General features: G+C 35.7%; 18 protein-coding genes. 7 read left to right on the top strand and 11 right to left on the bottom strand.

Features of this window, described 5'->3' with window-relative positions:
* The 7 genes from ACP5P5_RS11600 to ACP5P5_RS11570 all read right to left on the bottom strand — a co-directional run.
* On the bottom strand, nucleotides 1–3,743 hold a 3,743-nt coding region (locus ACP5P5_RS11600), incomplete at its 3' end, for an SNF2-related protein (RefSeq protein WP_428286279.1).
* Between the two features lie 152 nt (nucleotides 3,744–3,895).
* Complete coding sequence (locus tag ACP5P5_RS11595) at nucleotides 3,896–4,618, bottom strand: 2-phosphosulfolactate phosphatase (RefSeq protein ID WP_428286278.1); 723 nt, start codon at nucleotides 4,616–4,618, stop codon at nucleotides 3,896–3,898.
* Nucleotides 4,619–4,729: 111 nt separating this feature from the next.
* Nucleotides 4,730–5,158, bottom strand: coding sequence for a septal ring lytic transglycosylase RlpA family protein (locus tag ACP5P5_RS11590; RefSeq protein WP_428286277.1), 429 nt, complete (start codon nucleotides 5,156–5,158; stop codon nucleotides 4,730–4,732).
* A gap of 81 nt (nucleotides 5,159–5,239) precedes the next feature.
* On the bottom strand, nucleotides 5,240–6,331 hold the full coding sequence (gcvT, locus tag ACP5P5_RS11585; protein ID WP_428286276.1) for a glycine cleavage system aminomethyltransferase GcvT: 1,092 nt from the start codon (nucleotides 6,329–6,331) through the stop codon (nucleotides 5,240–5,242).
* Between the two features lie 135 nt (nucleotides 6,332–6,466).
* Nucleotides 6,467–8,578 (bottom strand): PspC domain-containing protein, encoded by a 2,112-nt coding sequence (locus ACP5P5_RS11580; protein ID WP_428286275.1) that lies wholly within the window; start codon nucleotides 8,576–8,578, stop codon nucleotides 6,467–6,469.
* Nucleotides 8,579–8,663: 85 nt separating this feature from the next.
* On the bottom strand, nucleotides 8,664–9,020 hold the full coding sequence (locus tag ACP5P5_RS11575) for a PadR family transcriptional regulator (protein WP_111293642.1): 357 nt from the start codon (nucleotides 9,018–9,020) through the stop codon (nucleotides 8,664–8,666).
* 72 nt (nucleotides 9,021–9,092) lie between these two features.
* Entirely contained in the window at nucleotides 9,093–9,284 is a 192-nt protein-coding gene (locus tag ACP5P5_RS11570) for a hypothetical protein (RefSeq protein ID WP_428286274.1), read from the bottom strand.
* Between the two features lie 439 nt (nucleotides 9,285–9,723).
* On the opposite strand from ACP5P5_RS11570, the gene ACP5P5_RS11565 reads away from it, so the two are divergent.
* Together ACP5P5_RS11565 and ACP5P5_RS11560 are read left to right on the top strand one after the other, a co-directional pair.
* Nucleotides 9,724–10,479 carry a GLPGLI family protein gene (locus ACP5P5_RS11565; RefSeq protein ID WP_428286273.1) on the top strand — a complete coding sequence of 252 codons (756 nt, stop codon included), beginning with the start codon at nucleotides 9,724–9,726 and terminating at the stop codon, nucleotides 10,477–10,479.
* Nucleotides 10,480–10,688: 209 nt separating this feature from the next.
* Nucleotides 10,689–11,075 carry a hypothetical protein gene (locus ACP5P5_RS11560; protein WP_428286272.1) on the top strand — a complete coding sequence of 129 codons (387 nt, stop codon included), beginning with the start codon at nucleotides 10,689–10,691 and terminating at the stop codon, nucleotides 11,073–11,075.
* Nucleotides 11,076–11,091: 16 nt separating this feature from the next.
* Here ACP5P5_RS11560 and ACP5P5_RS11555 read toward each other — a convergent pair whose 3' ends face one another.
* Nucleotides 11,092–12,288, bottom strand: a complete 1,197-nt coding sequence (locus ACP5P5_RS11555) for an acetyl-CoA C-acyltransferase (protein ID WP_428286271.1) — start codon at nucleotides 12,286–12,288, stop codon at nucleotides 11,092–11,094.
* A gap of 104 nt (nucleotides 12,289–12,392) precedes the next feature.
* Here ACP5P5_RS11555 and rlmN point away from each other — a divergent pair, with 104 nt between their 5' ends.
* The 5 genes from rlmN (at nucleotide 12,393) to ACP5P5_RS11530 (ending at nucleotide 16,894) form a co-directional block, all read left to right on the top strand.
* Nucleotides 12,393–13,436 (top strand): 23S rRNA (adenine(2503)-C(2))-methyltransferase RlmN, encoded by a 1,044-nt coding sequence (rlmN, locus tag ACP5P5_RS11550; RefSeq protein WP_428286270.1) that lies wholly within the window; start codon nucleotides 12,393–12,395, stop codon nucleotides 13,434–13,436.
* A 146-nt stretch (nucleotides 13,437–13,582) separates the two neighbouring features.
* Nucleotides 13,583–13,723: a hypothetical protein gene (locus ACP5P5_RS11545; RefSeq protein WP_428286269.1), complete on the top strand. Its 141-nt coding sequence runs from the start codon at nucleotides 13,583–13,585 to the stop codon at nucleotides 13,721–13,723.
* An 88-nt stretch (nucleotides 13,724–13,811) separates the two neighbouring features.
* Nucleotides 13,812–14,846 carry a pseudouridine synthase gene (locus tag ACP5P5_RS11540; protein ID WP_428286268.1) on the top strand — a complete coding sequence of 345 codons (1,035 nt, stop codon included), beginning with the start codon at nucleotides 13,812–13,814 and terminating at the stop codon, nucleotides 14,844–14,846.
* A gap of 26 nt (nucleotides 14,847–14,872) precedes the next feature.
* On the top strand, nucleotides 14,873–15,580 hold the full coding sequence (locus tag ACP5P5_RS11535; RefSeq protein WP_428286267.1) for an RluA family pseudouridine synthase: 708 nt from the start codon (nucleotides 14,873–14,875) through the stop codon (nucleotides 15,578–15,580).
* A 120-nt stretch (nucleotides 15,581–15,700) separates the two neighbouring features.
* The gene (locus ACP5P5_RS11530) at nucleotides 15,701–16,894 is read left to right on the top strand and encodes an ATP-grasp domain-containing protein (protein ID WP_428286266.1); all 1,194 of its coding nucleotides are present in this window, start codon (nucleotides 15,701–15,703) and stop codon (nucleotides 16,892–16,894) included.
* A 75-nt stretch (nucleotides 16,895–16,969) separates the two neighbouring features.
* Here the strand turns inward: ACP5P5_RS11530 and ACP5P5_RS11525 are convergent, their stop codons facing one another.
* From ACP5P5_RS11525 to ACP5P5_RS11515, 3 genes are all read right to left on the bottom strand, one after another.
* Nucleotides 16,970–17,647, bottom strand: a complete 678-nt coding sequence (locus ACP5P5_RS11525; protein ID WP_428286265.1) for a response regulator transcription factor — start codon at nucleotides 17,645–17,647, stop codon at nucleotides 16,970–16,972.
* On the bottom strand, nucleotides 17,644–18,486 hold the full coding sequence (locus ACP5P5_RS11520; protein ID WP_428286264.1) for a sensor histidine kinase: 843 nt from the start codon (nucleotides 18,484–18,486) through the stop codon (nucleotides 17,644–17,646). Before ACP5P5_RS11520 ends, ACP5P5_RS11525 begins: the two co-directional genes overlap by 4 nt.
* Nucleotides 18,432–18,851 (bottom strand): hypothetical protein (locus ACP5P5_RS11515; RefSeq protein ID WP_428286263.1); only part of this gene is annotated, 420 nt, incomplete at its 5' end. The genes ACP5P5_RS11520 and ACP5P5_RS11515, both read right to left, overlap by 55 nt.

Below are 18,851 nucleotides of genomic sequence, written 5' to 3'. Positions count from 1 at the left end.
CTTTCATCATCGGTAATCAAATCACGAGCTAAGGCTCTTTTCCTTTCCTGCAAGGTTAATATTTTATCTTCAACCGTATCGGTACAAATCATTCGATAAGCAAAAATATTTTTTGTTTGGCCAATACGGTGGGTTCTGTCAATAGCCTGTTGTTCAACGGCCGGATTCCACCATGGATCAACAATATATACATAATCGGCAGCGGTTAAATTTAAACCCACGCCACCTGCTTTTAATGATATTAAAAATACCCTGCAATTTTCGTCATTTTGGAAACGCTCAATAGCATTTTGTCTTCCTTCCGCCGAAGTACTTCCATCAAAATATTCGTAATCTATTTCCAGCTCATTCATTTTCTCTTTTATTAACGACAACATACCTAAAAATTGTGAAAACACCAATGCTTTGTGGTTGCTAATGTTTTCTGAAATTTCGCGACCCAATTCTTCCAACTTTACAGAAACATTGGGAAATTTTTCATCATCCTTAATAATGGCAGGGCTATCACAAATTTGGCGAAGCTTCATTAATCCCTGCAAAATGGTTAATTGCGATTTTGGTAATCCTTGTGCATCAACAGTACCTAATATTTTTTCACGATAATCATTGCGATACGCGTCGTAAATTTTGCGTTGCTCGCCTCCCATTTCACAGAATAATACCATTTCTTGTTTTTCGGGTAAATCTTCTGCTACTTGCTCCTTAGTTCTTCTTAGTATAAATGGATATAACAATTTTCGTAAATGTTCCTTTTGTTCTTTTTCATTGAATTTATCAATGGGAATAGCAAATTCCTGCTTAAAAAATTCAATACTACCTAACATGCCCGGATTCAAAAAGTTCATTTGCGCAAAAATGTCAAAAGTATTGTTTTGTAAAGGTGTACCACTTAAGCAGAGCTTATTTTTGGCTTTTAGTAAACCGGCAGCTTTTGTTATTTTGCTCGATGGGTTTTTAATAGCCTGGCTTTCATCTAATATTACATAATCAAAAGTAATATCAACAAACTGTTTAATGTCGCTACGCAAAGTACCGTACGTTGTTATAATAATGTCATATTTGTTATCGGCTAATAAGTCTTTATCTCTGGCACCGCCATGGTGAATATAATATGTAAGTTCCGGTGTAAATTTTTTTATTTCATTTTGCCAGTTATACATTAGTGTAGTAGGGCAAATAACCAAAGCTTTTAAATGACTTTGTTGCTGTTTTAAATAAAAAATAAAGGTAAGCGCTTGAATAGTTTTACCTAAACCCATATCGTCCGCTAAAATTCCTCCCCATTCAACTTCGCGTAAATAATTTAACCATTGAAAACCACTTTCCTGATAGGGACGCAAAATATTTTGTAAAGGTTCCGGTGCCGCAATTGGCTGTATGCTATAATTCTCTTTTAATTTTTCAAATTTTTCTTCCAATTGTATGGTTAATTCAGCCTCATTGCGTTGTTCATACAATTCTTCAATTACACTAAAATGATACTTACTTAGTTTTATATTGGTGTTTTTGCCTTCGCCAATTCTAAACAATAAAGCATATTTTTTAAGCCATTCCTCAGGTAAAATACCTAATGTGCCATCATTTAATTGTACAAATTGTTGCTTATTGGCTAATGCTTTTTTTACATCGGCTACTGTAATTTTTTGTTCACCAAATTGTATTTCAACTTTTGCATCAAACCAGTCGGTATGTGAACTTATATAAATTTTTGTAGAAGGCTTCGCTGTATTAAATCTAAATTTCTTAAGCGTATCAAAACCAAAAATTGTTATTGAACGATCTTTTAGTGAATCGATAAATAAAAAGAACCAATTGTTTTTTAATACATCAGCACCTTTTAATGCCAATGTATTGCCGTTTTCTGATTGTAAAAAGTGGGAATGTAGTTTTTGGATGGATTCAATAAATTGATGCTCAGCTTCTTTGTTTCTATGAATCACTACAATGCTGTCTCCCTTTGGAATAATGATTTTATCATTATCACCCTGTTTAACTTCATAACCCTGATAAGTAAAAATGGGTTGAAATAACAAATAATCCCCCTTTTCTTTTAATAAAATGGCACAATCGGGTTTACTATCTCTTATCTCTTTCTTTTCAATATTACCAAATTGAATGTTGTATTGTTTTGATAATGGCAATATGAATTGCGTTAACTGTTGTTGCCAGTTTTCAGGTAATATGGTAATTTTTCCTTCGGGTAAAAATTTCTCAATCAGCAAAATATCTTCAGCTTTATCCCAGTTATAAAACACGCCATTATGCCCAAATAGAAAAGGGGAGTTAATTTCATTTTCATGAATAGCTACACGGCCAATTGGCAGTTTTGCATAACATTCAACTATGTATTCATTGGGTGTTTGTTGAACAAAGAATTCAGGAATTAAGGTTTGTTGTGCCAATTGTGTTGGTTCAATATTCCCTGTGGTGAATGTTTTTCCTGAAGGCAGGTAAAAGCAGAAATTACTTTCAGCTAATTCAACAAATAACTTTTTGTATTTGGGGTGAAGATATTCGTTGATTAGTTGTTTGGTTTCTTCCGGTAAATCGTCACCATGCTGTTGAATAATATTATCCCATATGCCACTAAAGGGTGAATTGCGGGTTAAATATTTATTTACTTCAGCCGGTAATGTTTTCCTTAGCTGTTGAATTAAAATTTTATCGTCTTCCGAAAACGGTTCTGTATTGACGAACTTGTTTAAGTCAAGCTTTTCTACCTTATTTACAAACTTGCTAAAGTTTTCATCAATTTCTCCTTGTATGGCTTCTATTTGTAAATACGGATATTGTGGTTGGTTAAAAATAAGTACTGTTCCTAACTTTAGTTGTGCTTTTTCAATTGTTGTTGCAATGTTAGTTATAATTGGTTCAGCCACAGCAGCATTTTCTATATTTCGCTCACTGCTGTAGTTTGCTACTTGTTGTTTTTCAGTTGAAATGTTTGTATTAATGCGCTTTATCGAGGGATCTAATACTTTTAAAAACGGTTTGCCATTGGTGTAAGTAAATTCAAATTTATTAGTTAAGTCATCTGAAAGTGAGTAACCGTAAATTGATAATAATTTGTTTTTTTCTTTATCCCAATTTCGAATAGAATCAAAATAATTAGGCCCATAACTGTTTAGTAATTGTAAAAATACAATTGTTTTATGCACGCATAAGGGATGGTGCATATCACTATTACAATTACAACTTGTATCAAAATTTCTTTCTTCATTCTTTTGAAGAATGACATTCAATTTTTCATTCTCCATTATTAATTCGGCTACTACTTTTTCATCTTTGGCTTCAATAATATTGGCTGTGTTGTAGCGAGTAAATCCTTCTGCTAATGAAAAGTTTTCATTACCTGAAAGCATTTTAATCAGTTTTATATCTAATGCTTTCATTTTTATAACCGTATGCTTTTGGTTATAATGAACTTCTTTTTCGCCCAAAATATTCTTATCAATCATTTCTTGCAACTGAAATAAAGCTGCAGCTTTATGTCTGCAAATTTCAGTTAAATTATAAGGGCAAGTACAACGCAATGAAAGTGTTTGCGGATCTTTATAATGTTGTATATAAACTTTATAAAATGTACCGTAAGTATCATCTTTTACTCTGAATACAACACTATTCATCAACGCATCGTGTTCAATTAATTCTAAGTTACCCGTAATATGAATTTTTTTTCCACGACGAATAACTTCCTCTGCGCCATTATTGTAAATATGTTTAATTAAGTACGGTAATGCCATAAATACACAAACACTACTAAAATGATAAAATGATTTTTCAGGATGTTCCTGAAAAGGGCAATTTGCAAAATTAAGTATTTATGGCTTAGGCTACCGTAAAAAATAAACGCTGAATATGAAATGTTTGTTAAGGAAAATAGATAAGGCTTAAATTATCCTATTTGTAGTACACCATTTTTGTAAATGGGTAATACATTGGCAACATTAAGTGTAACACAATATTCCAAATCCTTTTCAAGACCATAAGCTGCTAAGCGATGCCAATGGGTTGTTTTTCTAATAAACTGATGCATATTGTTTTGATGCATAGCATACATTTCTGCTGCCATTAATGAGGAATCGCAATGAATATGAAAATGAGGCGCTATTTGTTGTATTAAGGCTCCTGCAAACAAAGTATCTTCCAAATTAAATTTATCTTTCCAAGCAGAACAACCTAATATTACCTGTTTTTTTTGTTGAATAAGATAATTGGCCACTGCCGATAAATTGGGAAATGAACCTGTTATCACTTCAGCAGCACCATTATTTAATGCCATGTGTAGCATTTTAGTGCCATTGGTAGTGGTTAATACCAATGTTTTTCCTTTTATGAACGAAGCAGGATAATCGGCCGGGGAGTTGCCATATTGTAATCCTTCAATTACTTTTCCATCGCGTTCACCGGCAGTAATGCTGTTAGGCGTTACATTACCAATGGCTATACATTGTGCAACACTATCAACCGGAATTACTTTTTCTGCTCCATTGTATAAAGCAGTTGCTATAGTTGATGTAGCCCTGAAAACATCAATAATTACAACTATCGTATTATTCAAATCATATAAATGTAACAATGCAGGCGATAAAACGGTGTGTAAAGCGGGAAGTTTCATGATATTTTACTTATTTAACTACTATCTCTTCTTTCAACCACTCTGAAAAACAGTTGTGTTAAAAAAGAAATGCAAATATACTAGGCAAATGGCTGAGGTAAATACATTGTATTATTTTCTATATTCAATTTTTACTTTAACAACACCGGCATTTAACATGTCAATATTTTTTGCAGCCGATTTACTTAAATCAATAATTCTACCTCTTACAAACGGCCCTCTATCATTTACGCGTACAATTACTGATTTATGGTTGCTTAAATTCGTAACACGCACTTTTGTTCCAAAAGGCAATTGTTTATGTGCAGCAGTGAATATTGATTGATGAAAAGCTTCTCCACTTGCGGTTTTTCTTCCTTCAAATTTGTCGCTATAATACGAGGCATAGCCATATTCCGTATGTATGCGTCCGCTGCCGGTTAATGCATTTTCTGGTATTGTTTTACGATGGCAAGCTCCTGCAAGTAAAATTAAAAATATAAAAGAATATTTATGTGTTATTATATTTGAGAAGCTAATTTTTTTAAAGGATACTCGCATTGTTTTTTTGTTGGCAATATATTAAAATAATAGGCAACATTAAATTTGTTGCCTATTCAAATAAAAGTGGTTAAATATTTTTTAGGATAAAAAAGGCATTTTTACAATTTGTGCTTTTACCAAACTATTTCTTATTTCAATAAAAATATTATTACCTAATGTAGCATGTTGTATTTGAATATAACCCATGCCAATGCCTTTGTTTAAGGAAGGCGATTGAGTGCCACTGGTAACATGACCAATGGTTTCACCGGCTTCATTTTTTATTAAATAATTGTGTCGGGCTATTCCACGGTCAATCATTTCAAAGCCTACTAATTTTTTTTGAATGCCGTTTTGTTTTTGTGCTTGTAAAATAGATTTGGCGGTAAATTCTTTTGTAAATTTTGTAATCCAACCCAAGCCGGCCTCTAAAGGAGTAGTTGTGTCATCTATATCATTACCATATAAGCAATAGCCCATTTCTAAACGCAAAGTATCACGAGCCCCAAGTCCAATAGGTTTTAAGCCTTGTGGCGTGCCTGTTTGTAAAATGGCATTCCAAATAGTAGTAGCGGCATTATTACTATCCTCAAAATAAATTTCAATACCGCCTGCGCCGGTATAGCCTGTTGCACTAATTAAAACATTGTCAATACCGGCAAAGGTTGTTTTTATGAAAGTGTAGTAAGGTAAATTTAAAATATCAGCACCGGCAAGTGGTTGTAAAATTTTAGTGGCATGGGGTCCTTGAATGGCTAACAAACAGGTTTTATCACTAATGTTGTGCATTTCTGCACCAAAATGTTTATTGAAATTGACAATCCAGTTCCAATCTTTTTCAATGTTGGCAGCATTTACCACCAGCATGTAAGCTTTATTTTCTTCTAAACAATACACAATTAAATCATCAACAATACCGCCTTGTTGGTTGGTTAAACAACTATACTGTGCTTTTCCTTTCGTTAACTTAGAAGCATCATTTGTTGTAACTTGTTGTATAAGGGGTAAGGCTTGAGGTCCTTTAATAATGAATTCGCCCATGTGGCTAACATCAAATATACCGGCATTGGTTCTAACTGTTTGGTGTTCATCATTAATGCCGCTGTAGCTAATGGGCATATTGTAACCTGCAAATTCGGCCATTTTTGCACCCAGTGCTATGTGAAATTGTGTAAAAGGTGTATTCTTCATGTTGCATTTTTGTTGGTAACAAAAGTAAGTGTTGTAGGCATGGTGAAAAAAATAATTACATTAGCTTCTTATAAAAAAAGTGCCCCTGCTGTGAACAGCAGCGGGCACAAGGGTATTTCCCAACTTCAACCTGTTTTATATTGTAAAGCGTGTGCGCAATAAATCTGTAACATTGGGTTGCAGCATATCGGACGAGTCGTTTGATGTTGCTATAACCTTCGACTTTTGTGGTGTTTCGGGTATATAGTGATAATGGCCTCTATCTTTTTTATTAGAATTATTCAGAGAATCATTTCCTTTTTGTTGTTGTTCGAAAGAAGGTTGCGTTTGACTTCGATTGCTTTGATTATCATCGTCTGCTTCATCATTATCAAGTGCTTTTAAACCGTCTTTTGTCATTAAATAAGTAGTGTTGTAATTCCAGCTGTAGGAGGCATCATCATTCCATTGCCAGTTCCAATTGTCATCAAAGCCAATGTACACATTATCTGCACCATCAAAATACCTGTTCTTAGCAGTAATTTTTATTTTTTTACCTATAGGTACAGCTATGGTAACAATTAAATGTTGGTTTCTGAATTTGTTGTTGGGATTAATGGCAATGCCATTATTAAACTGAATGGTAGAACCATTTTGGTTTATTTGAAACGGAATGGCATCGGCATTGATGTTGGCATTTATTTTACTTGAGCCATTAGCCAATTTTACTATTGTTGCATAAAAACTATCATTAGTAGCTTGTATAATACGGATGTTAATATTTTTTACAAACACACTATCGGCATCTACACCATTAAAAGGATCGAGATTGAACCAATGACGATTATTGTAAAACTTGGTTTCGCTGCCACGTACTATTTCTAAATATCCGTTTTTGGGTTGTACAATGTTTACCGATTGTTCAATGGGATTGTTTCTATATTTGAAATCATTGCGTAGTGATACAAGTAATCCCATAAAACAAACCCAACCTATTATCCATAATGCTATGAAGCTGTAACGGATGATGTTTTTATTGCCTTTAATGTTGGCAATTTTACGAATAACATAAGTTACAATCCCTATTACCGGCACCCATATAAAGAACACTAAGGTGCCCCATGCAAATAGGCTTTGCCAACCACTTTCTAAAATGTAGTCTTTTATCGGCATTAATCCGGTGAAAGCAATGCCTAATGCAAAAAGCGTAACTACTATGGCAAAAACTACTACACCAATAATAAAGTAAGCAAAAATTTTAAACAATAGTACAACTACATCACCCAAACCTTTACCTGATTTACGGGCAATATTCCCTACATCTTTTCCAATTTCCTGGCCTTTATCGCTCACATTTTTTCCAATTTCTTCGGCACGACTTTTAATGTCACTCTTCATCTTTTGTGCACGGTCTTTAAACCCCTCTAGGTCGCTTTTTATGGTATTTTTTATGCTTTCAACATCTACCTTTTCGCCTCGTAATTCTAATTTTTCTGCGGCAGTAGTAGCTTCAGGTAAAACTATCCATAATATAATATAAATTACCAATGCACCCGGGCTAAAAGAAATATTAATGAATGAAGGGAAATCGAACAATCCCCAATGCCAGTGGCGAAAGGCAAATGATATAAAAGGCAGAATAAATAATACCCTGGGAATCCAAACATTGATGCCAAAATATTTGGATAAACCACTACAAACGCCTGCAATTATTTTGTCATCGGGATCACGGTACAATTTTTTTCGGGTGGCACCAATGGTTTTCGATGCGGAACTGGGTACTGCAATCCATAAAATTAAATAAGGAATAAAGGTTACTCCAATAAATACGGCTGTAAGAATACGGATAATTAGAGGGTCAATGTTTAAATAACTGGCTACGCCGCTACAAACTCCGCCAATAATTTTATTGTTTTCATCACGAAACAGGCGGTTGCCACTGGTGGGTTCCGTATTTGGAATGGTTGAGTTGTCGGAAGTAGTTTGTTCACCACTGTTTATCCCTTCTGCATCAAAGTCCTGTGGCCTTCCCATGCTGCTAATAACACCTTCAACGGCCTCATCGGTTATGCAGGCGTTGCCTTTTTGCAATAATTCGGCAAACAATTCTGCAATTCTTCCTTCAATATCATTAATTATTTCATCGCGCCCTTCTTCGTGTGCAAAATACAAACGCAGGCTGTCTATATATTGCTGTAAGGTATCGTAAGCCGATTCTTCAATGGGAATAATTCTTCCCTGAAAATTAATGTTGATTACCTTTTTCATGGTTTAATGTTTTTAATGGCTGTACATAACCTGCCTTTAGGGGTATGCAATACCGCACTATTACAGGCTTTATACAGATAGTTGGTTAAGGTTGGTCGGTTCCGTTGTTTTGGTTTTTTGGTTGTGTTAAGGCTTGAACGGCATCGGCCAATTCGTTCCAGGTTGTTTTTAATTCTTCATAAAATGCCAACCCTTTGTCTGTCATCTGAAAATATTTCCTGGGAGGGCCACTGCTACTTTCTACCCATCTATAACTAAGCAGGCCTGCATTTTTTAAACGGGTAAGTAACGGATATAAAGTTCCTTCTAAAATGTTTAAGTTGGCGGATTTCATTTGTTCAACAATATCGCTCGGATATACTTCTCCCTGGCGAATTACCGATAAGATGCAAAACTCCAATACCCCTTTACGCATCTGGCTTTGTGTGTTTTGAATGTCCATACTTTTCGGAGTTTTTGTTTGCTTTTACAAGCGATTTTTTTAAAACAATTTCATTGAAAGGCAGCTAAAATACTATAAAGCTAAATACCTTCTTTGTACCCTTACTTTTCTCATTCTGTGAATGTTCCACAAATTAGCGGCACTTAATACCGGTTTAACAGTGGTTAGTTCGGTTGCATTGGCAACAGTTTCTTTTGTTTCGGCGGTTAATTGTGCTACTTGTGCTTTGGTTAAAGTAGCGAACAATGGTTGTTGTGTTTTCATTTTTTTATGTTTTTAAGTTGTTTTGTCTCATTGACAACACAAAGATGCAACAATATTTGGTACTATGCAACACATAGTACCAAGTTTATTTTAGTAATAGGTTGCGTAAGGAATTATATTTTTAGTATAATTTATTGATTATCATTTGATTATGCAGGGATTTCAATTTTTCCTGATTTTAGAAATTTGGATGAACGGTAAAATAAAGTGATGAAAAACATGGAATTTGTTCCCAAATATGGCTTTCAGTTGAGTTTAGCAGTCAAAATCTGTATTTTTTCATTGATGCAATAGCCTTTAAACAGCTAAGTAACTGAAAAAAGCATCGATGTATTTGTTCTTTTTTCTATATTAGTGATTATAATAGCACAAAGTTGTAAAGTATAACACTTCATATAATGGTACAAAAACATTAATTTAAATCTATATTAGTATGATTATGAAAAGATTATTTTTAGTAGCAATAACGCTAATTATCATGTTCCCGGTAATGGCGCAACAAAATTCCAATGGATATGCAGTGTATCAATATGCTAATGCGCAACAACAAGAAACCATTGATTTCTGGTTTACGGCTGATACCTACATATACAATGTTAGAAGAAAAGATTTCAGGGAAAGTAATGATTATAAAAGCAGAATTAAAACATTGTCGAAACAAGACTCGCTCAATTTTGAAAAGGTGATTGATACCATTAACAAAAAGAATCAAGCACTGCCACCAAGATACATATTTGGCAACTTACACACAAATTTTACATTGCAAAATGAATTAAATGCCAATTTGCAAACGGTTTGCGTAATAGATACCTTGCATTTTATAAACTGGCAAGTATTACCTGATACCCTTACCATTAATGGACTGTTATGCCGTAAAGCAAAAGGAAATTTTGCCGGTATGGAATACGATGCCTGGTTTGCCCCTGCTATACCCGTTGCTGTAGCACCGCTGCAACTCAGAGGTTTACCGGGGCTATTGGTGAAGCTTAATAATTTAACCACACATACACAGGTTGTTATGACTTATTTGGAATGGCCTGCTAAAAATTGGGTAGATGCCAAGCCTTGTAATGAAAATAATGCACTTACCCGACACGCTTTTCAAGAACAACAAACAAAAATAGAGGCACAACGAAATATGCGTATTAGAAGTGCTAAAACCATAGATGAATTGCGTGGGCTAATTCAACAATAAACATTAGCTCAATTCACTATTTAAGGTAATTATCGTTGTTAGTTAACTTATGCATTGTATTTCAATGTGTCATCTAATACTTATGTATGTTTTTTGTATGCAACAGTTACTATTAGCATCAACATTTTAAATTTTACATTTTTATCCCGAGTATCTTATTTAAATTTATAGTAGGAATTGCTATTATATTATCTCAAAAAAATTTATTTATGATACAGGAAAAAACACATATTGGTGCATTGCATCAACAGCATGTAGATTGGAAAGAAGAATTGTTGTTTACACGCGATGAGCTTAACTTTTTTGAAAAAAGGTTAGAAGAAATAGCCGCAAAAAATACCGACGCGGATACAAGCACAAAAGTTGAGCATTTTCAAAATCAATTTATTATTCAGCGGGAACAAATAGATGCTTTACTCCACCATATTGAAAAACACGAGGAAGAAATAGCGCATTTCGCAGAAGATCATCCCGTGGCAGTAGATCATCACCTATTTCAAAGTCATGGTGATATGATTGAAAAAATGAAAACTTTTCATGAATTATACCAACAACTAAAAACAGAATTTTTACATTTTGTGGCTTCGGCGTTATAATTCAATTCAAAAAGTGTTATTCAACACCTTCGTAAATAATGGCAGCGCCTTGACCCACGCCTACGCACATGGTGGCTAAGCCATATTTGGCTTTTTTGCGTTTCATTTCATGTAAAAGGGTGGTGGATATGCGGGCACCACTGCAGCCCAATGGATGCCCTAATGCTATGGCACCGCCATTGATATTTATTTTTGCAGGGTCTAAATCTAAATCGCGCATACAAGCAATACTTTGGCTGGCAAATGCTTCATTTAATTCAATGATGGATAAATCGCTTGCTTGCAAACCGGCACGGTGCATGGCTTTACGACTGGCCGGTACAGGGCCAATACCCATTATAGAAGGGTCAACGCCTGCAGTAGCCATACTTACCACCCGGGCAATGGGTTTTAAATTGAACAATTGAATAGCTTCTTCGCTGGCTAATAATAAAGCGGAGGCACCATCATTAATGCCACTGGAGTTGCCGGCTGTAACAGAACCATCTTTAGTAAAGGCAGGCTTTAGTCCTGCTAACTTTTCTATAGATGTAGGTCTTGGATGCTCGTCTTCTGCAAAAATGGTTGGTGTTTTATTTTCGGTAATTTCAACGGGAATAATTTCATCTTGCCATTTGCCGGCTGCTAATGCTGCAGCATATTTTTGTTGCGATGCTAAAGCAAAGGCATCTTGTTCCTCCCTTGTAATTTTCCATTGTTGCGCCACATTTTCAGCGGTTTCACCCATGCTATAAGGATAATACATCGCAGCTAATTTTTTATTGGTAAAGCGCCAGCCAATGGTAGTGTCATGGGTTTCTGTTTTTCGGCTCCAGGCACCATCACTTTTCGCAGTTACAAATGGGGCACGGGTCATGCTTTCAACACCTCCGGCAATATACAACATGCCATCACCACAAGCTATGGCGCGGCTGGCATCCATAATGGCTTGTAAACCACTGGCGCATAAACGGTTCACTGTATTTCCCCCAACAGTTACGGGTAAGCCGGCTAATAAAGCTGCCATACGGGCTACATTTCTATTGTCTTCTCCCGCCTGGTTGGCTGCACCTGCAATTACATCTTCTATCATTGCTGCATCAATACCCGGATTGCGTTGCAATAAAGCAGTAATCATCAATGCCAATAAATCATCCGGACGTATGTTGCTTAATTTTCCACCATAACGACCAATAGGGGTACGCACTGCATCAATTACATAAACCGCTTTCATATATAGTATTTTAATAATTGTAAAAAGTATGTTGCCGCAAAGGAAAACAAATACCACAATTTAGCAAAATAAAGCTGATGGGCTTTGTGTTGTATCTTTGCCGCATGAATCAATTACCGAATATACGTGCATTGAGCAATGAGCAGATGTTGACATTTTTGGAAAGTATTGGCGAAAAGAAATTTCGTTTGCAACAAATAAATGAGTGGTTATGGCAAAAGCATGCTGCTTCTTTTGACGATATGACGAATTTAAGCAAATCGTTAAGACAGCAATTATCCGAACATTTTTCACTTCCTGCATTAACTATTGATACCACTCAGTATAGTACGGATGGTACCGTTAAAACCCGCTTTAATACCCATGAAGGATACAAAGTGGAAGGCGTGTTAATTCCTACTGATGAAAGAAGAACTGCTTGTGTTTCTTCTCAAATCGGTTGTAGCTTAAGTTGTAAATTTTGTGCTACCGGTTATATGGACAGAAAACGCAATTTAACCTTCGATGAAATATATGATCAGGTAGCGCTCATTAATCAACAAAGTGAATCACTCTTCGAGAAGAAACTAAGCAATATAGTTTTTATGGGTATGGGCGAGCCATTACTGAACTACAATAATGTATTGGCTGCTATTGAACGCATTACCGCTGAAGATGGTTTACACATGAGCCCAAGGCGCATTACCGTTTCAACGGCAGGCGTTGCCAAACAAATTAAAAAGTTAGGTGATGATGGTGTTAAGTTTAAACTGGCCTTATCCTTACACGCACCTAACGATGCTAAGCGCAATGAAATAATGCCTATTAATGAAACCAATAATTTAAAGGTATTGATAGAAGCCCTCAATTACTTTTATGCCAAAACAAAAAATGAAATAACTTTTGAATATATCTTATTCAAAAATTTTAACGACTCATTGAAAGATGCCGATGAGTTAATTAAAATTTACCGTCAGGTTCCGGCCGATTTGGTTAATATTATTGAATACAATCCTATTGATATTGCTACTTTTCAAAAACCCGATGAGCCGGCTATGGAACGCTTTATGCAATATTTAGAAAAACATAAAGTGAATGCCCGTTTACGTAGAAGTAGGGGTAAAGATATTGATGCCGCCTGTGGTCAATTAGCCAATAAAGGCAAATAATTTAGCATATTGTTATTACCGTTTCGTTAATAAAAGCAATGTACCTATTGGGCATTGCTTTATTTGTTATTTTCATGGTTCATTCATTTTATGCATTTGTATTTTATTTCAAAAAAATGGTTACTTTTAAACATAAACCTAGAACTATGAAAAAACTATGCAGTGTTTTGGCTGTATGGGTGTTGGTGAGCAGTACAGCTATGGCTCAACCCAATACTTTTAAAGGAAAAAGCAAGCATCGCCATGCGTGGCATAAGCATATTAAGCACTTTAAAAAAAGAATGTAGCATATCCTTTCATTTGAATTAAATCAAGGGAACCCCGCTTTTTTGCGTACTTTTGCTTTTCCTGTTGCAAAACAGTAAACAGAAGTATATGTCGAAACCGTTTGAAAAGTTTATGAATGGCCAACTAAAGGGGGCCAAGAAAAAAGAGGCTCTTCGCCAAGATAAACGCAAAGCAAAAGCCGCAGCCAGAGCTGAAGGTGAAGCCATTAGGAAAAAACAGTGGGAAAAAAAGCATGGCATTCTGCCTGAATCTTCTACACCCTCACATCCCTCCAAAAACAAGTCAGTACATCCAAAAAATGTAAAAGCTACAAAGGATGCAGGCTCAAAAAAAATGCCTCACAACCTACCGGCTAAGCCTGACATTACCAATGAATTAGCCAACCAACAAACGCCCATGCCATTGAATAAATTTTTGGCACACGCGGGCATTTGTGGCCGAAGAGAAGCTGCTGATATAATTAAACTAGGTCAGGTAACTGTAAATGGCGATACCATTTTTGAACCCGGCTTTAAGGTGTTGGGTAACGAAGATGTTAAATGGAAAGGCAAACGCATTTTTATTCAAAAAAATTTAGTGTACATATTGCTGAATAAACCCAAAGATTATATTACTACTTCCAAAGATCCTGAGGGGCGCAAAACAGTGTTAGATTTAATAAAAGATGCTGCACAACAACGTGTATATCCTGTAGGGCGTTTAGATAGAAATACCACCGGCGTTTTATTGCTTACCAACGATGGGGCATTGGCGCAAAAATTAACACATCCTTCTTTTCAGGTAAAGAAAGTATATGAAGCTAAATTAAACAAGCCATTGGCCAAATCCGATATGGAAGCACTTATAACAGGTTTTCAGTTAGAAGATGGCTTTATTAAAGCCGATAGTGCTGCTTATGCCGATACAAAAGATAAATCGGTTATTGGAATTGAAGTGCATAGTGGTAGAAACCGCATTGTGCGCCGTATGTTTGAGCATTTAGGATATGATGTAAAAACATTAGATCGGGTATTGTTTGCCGGATTAACAAAGAAAAATGTTGATCGTGGAACTTGGCGATACTTAAATGAGAAGGAAATAAGAAACTTAAAATACCTAAACGGTGCTTCCCAAACCAAATAGTATTGACGTATAAGCTTTGTAATTGCATGAAACCGGAGATTATTTTTGAAAACGAATTTTTTGTTGCTGTACATAAACCATCGGGGTTACTTAGTATTCCCGACCGAATGGGGAAGGAACAAAGTTTAAAAGATATTTTAATAGAAAAATACCAACAAATTTATACAGTACATCGCCTTGATAAAGATACCAGCGGTGTAATTGTATTTGCAAAAGATGAAGATACGCATCGTCAACTTTCGCTGATGTTTGAAGAACGGCAGGTAAAAAAAATTTATAATGGTTTAATTTACGGTGTTCCGGTACATCAATCCGGTACCGTTGATGTGCCTATTATCCCTCATCCCGGAAAAGCCGGCATAATGACTACCGGTAAAAAAGGTAAACCTGCTATTACCGATTACGTTGTTTTAGAGCAATTAGGTAAATATGCCTGGATGCAGTTTGAAATACATACCGGCCGTACGCACCAAATTCGGGTGCACATGAAATATATTGGCCATAGCATAGTATGCGATGCATTGTATGGCGATGCACAACCTTTACTACTTTCCTCCATTAAGCGCAATTTTAAAATGGCCAAAACAGCCGAGGAAGAAAGACCTTTGTTAAATCGGTTGGCCCTACATGCTTCCGAATTGTCTTTTGTGTGGCAGAGTCAAAATATTCATTTAACAGCGCCATTGCCCAAAGATTTGCGTGCCACTTTACAGCAATTACGAAAGTGGGTGTGATCTGTAATGGTGCAGTTTACAATCATTGTATTGCTACCTTTTTTCAGCTATTCACATTAAATTCAAAAAAATATACCTGAAAACAGGTAGAGGATATTACATTTGCACAATTTCATAGTCATGAGCAATCACCTTCTTCACAACGAATCCATCCCATCAAAAAGAAAAAAAATTATTGTTTTAGGAAGTGGTCCTAACAGAATTGGTCAGGGCATTGAGTTTGATTATTGTTGTGTGCACGGACTTTTAGCCATTAAAGAATGTGGTTATGAAGCTATAATGGTTAATTGTAATCCTGAAACCGTTTCCACCGACTTCGATATGGCCGATAAGCTTTACTTCGAGCCGGTATTTTGGGAGCATTTATGGGAAATTATTGAGTTAGAGCAGCCGGAAGGGGTTATTGTTCAATTAGGAGGGCAAACTGCCTTAAAACTATCCAAGCGCTTACACGAAAAAGGCATTAAAATTATTGGAACCTCTTTCGATGATATGGATATTGCCGAAGACAGAGGACGCTTTAGCGATTTATTGAAGCAGCTTGATATTCCTTATCCTGAATATGGTACAGCATACACTGCCGATGAAGCTATTGAAGTGGCCAATCGCGTAGGCTATCCGGTTTTGGTTCGCCCCAGCTATGTGTTAGGTGGCCAGCGGATGCGTATTGTTATTAATGATGAAGAAGTAGAAAAAGCGGTAGTAAGTTTATTAAAACATATTCCCAACAATAAAATTTTAATTGATCACTTTTTAGACCGCTGCCAGGAAGCAGAAGTAGATGCCATTTTTGATGGTGAAAATTTTCATGTAATGGGAGTAATGGAACATATTGAACCGGCAGGCATTCATAGTGGCGATAGCAATGCGGTTTTGCCGGCCTTTAACTTAACTCCAATGGTTGTTGAAACCATGGAGTATTACAGCGAAAAAATAGCTCGTGCTTTAAAAATAAAAGGCTTAATTAATATTCAGTTTGCCATTAAAAACAATACAGTGTACGTAATTGAAGCCAACCCAAGGGCTAGTAGAACCACCCCATTTATTGCTAAAGCATATCAGGTGCCTTATTTAAATATTGCTACTAAAATTATGTTGGGTGCTGCTAAACTAACCGACTTTAATATTGAGAAAAAGTTAGAAGGCTACGCCATTAAAGAACCTGTATTTAGCTTTGAAAAGTTTCCGGGGGTAAGTAAAGAATTAGGTCCTGAAATGAAAAGCACCGGTGAAGCCATTCGGTTTATTAAAGACTTACGGGATCCCTACTTTAGAACTTTATACAAAGAACGCAGCATGAACTTAAGTAGGTAATTTTACCCCTATTACTGATATAATAAAAGCCTTCCCTAAAATAGTGGAAGGCTTTTGTTTATGGCAAAGTAAATTTTATAGTTGATTAATATCTACCATTTTATTTTTAAGGGCATAAATGGCCAAGCCCATGCGGCTATGTACATTTAATTTTTCAAAAAGGGCATTGCGGTAATCGTCTAAAGTGCGGGGACTAATGTAAAGCCGTTCAGCAATGTCTTTATAAGTAAGCTCAGAACAAATTAAGCGTAAAAATTCTTTTTCTTTTTCAGTAAGGGTTTCCGGTTCAGCAGCGGCTTTTTGGGAACCACTTTGTAAACCACTAATTACCTTTCCCGAAATAGTATCCGACAAATAAAAATCTTTTGATAAAACAGAGTCTAACGCATCATTCAATTCTTCCGGTTCCACATTTTTCATTAAAAAACCTTTCGCACCCAGCTTAATCATTTGAATAATATTGGTATCATCGCTTTCCATGGAAAGTGCCAGAATTTTTATGTGTGGGTGGTGCTTGGTTATCCAACTGGCAGTTTCATAACCATCCATTTCCGGCATATTAATATCTAGTAAAACAATATCGGGTAAAACCTGTTTGCTTAATTTTTCAATAAATTCTTTTCCGTTACTGGCCTCAAAAGCAACTGTATAGTTTTCGTAACTACTGATTAATTTAGCTAAGGCGCTCCGCAATAAAACATGGTCATCAACTACGGCTACTTTAAATGAAGGTATATTGGCATTGCCAATCATAAGTCAGCGTTTTGTTGTAAAATATTGGTATTTCTTATAGGTAAAATTATTTTAATCTCTGTTCCGTGGTCTAAGATACTGTTTATTTCAATATCTGCACCAATCATTTTAGCGCGATTTTTTAAATTGGTTAATCCCAATCCTGTATTTTTCGATTCGGCTGCTAATTTATCTTTAATAGAAAAGCCAATGCCATCGTCTTTAATGCGCAGAACAAATTTATTTTCTTCGGGAAAATGAAACAGCACATCAATATTTTTGGCATGGGCATGTTTTATAATGTTATTAATGCTTTCCTGAAACATACGGAACAAGAAAATATTGGTTTCTTCATTAAATTTTACCTGGTATTTGGTAGTAGGATATTCCAAATTAACGTTAAACTTACCGCTGGTGCGCAAACGTTCTATTTCATTGTGAATGGAAAACTCTAAATCTAATTTTTCTGCTTTCTTGGTATGTAAGGTTTTGGTTAAGTTGGAAATTTCCATAATGGTGCCGCTCAAACTTTGTGAGGCTTCTATCAACATGGTTTTAGCCTCCGGTTTTTGCAGCATATTACGGGCAGTGGCAATGGTTAGTTTAGTAACCTGCAATTGTTGGCTAATGCTGTCGTGTAATTCTTCCGCAATTTGGCTCATGGTGCGTTCCTGCACTACAATTCTTTCCCGTAAAATTTGTTGTTCGTGGCGTTCTTTCAGCAGCGTCATTTCCCGTAAAAAATTGTGTTGGCGGCGCTGGTATAGCATTACCATTGCTACCACAAAGCCCACCAAACTAAAACCTAGTATGGTTCCAAGTATAATGATAGAGGAGATTTCGTTACCTTGAATCGGCATAAGAATGCAATACTAAACATTGTGTACAATATTATATTCAAAATCTGGATAAAAAGATTAAAATTTCTAAGAATTGCACCGGGTAAACTATTCACAAAATTCACAAACCCGTAAATAGGAAAGCTAACCGCATAATAAAATAATAAACCACTGCAAATCCAAAAATCGGGCATATGCACTAAGGTAACGGGGGTGGGTTGCAATATGGTTTCTATAAAGTAATAAGCACAGCAGAATACCATTAACAAACATCCGGCTGCATAGGTTATGGTATGGAACACATACAAACCCTGAATTATAAATATGTTCATAAACGCAGCAAAGCCATAAGACACCATTACCCCTACCATTATTTTTTTGGCCAA

This window comes from Hydrotalea sp. (genome assembly GCF_049968455.1).
Taxonomy (GTDB): Bacteria; Bacteroidota; Bacteroidia; order Chitinophagales; family Chitinophagaceae; genus Hydrotalea.
The sequence above is the reverse complement of the archived record's forward strand: the minus strand, read 5'-3'. Positions and strand labels throughout refer to the sequence as shown.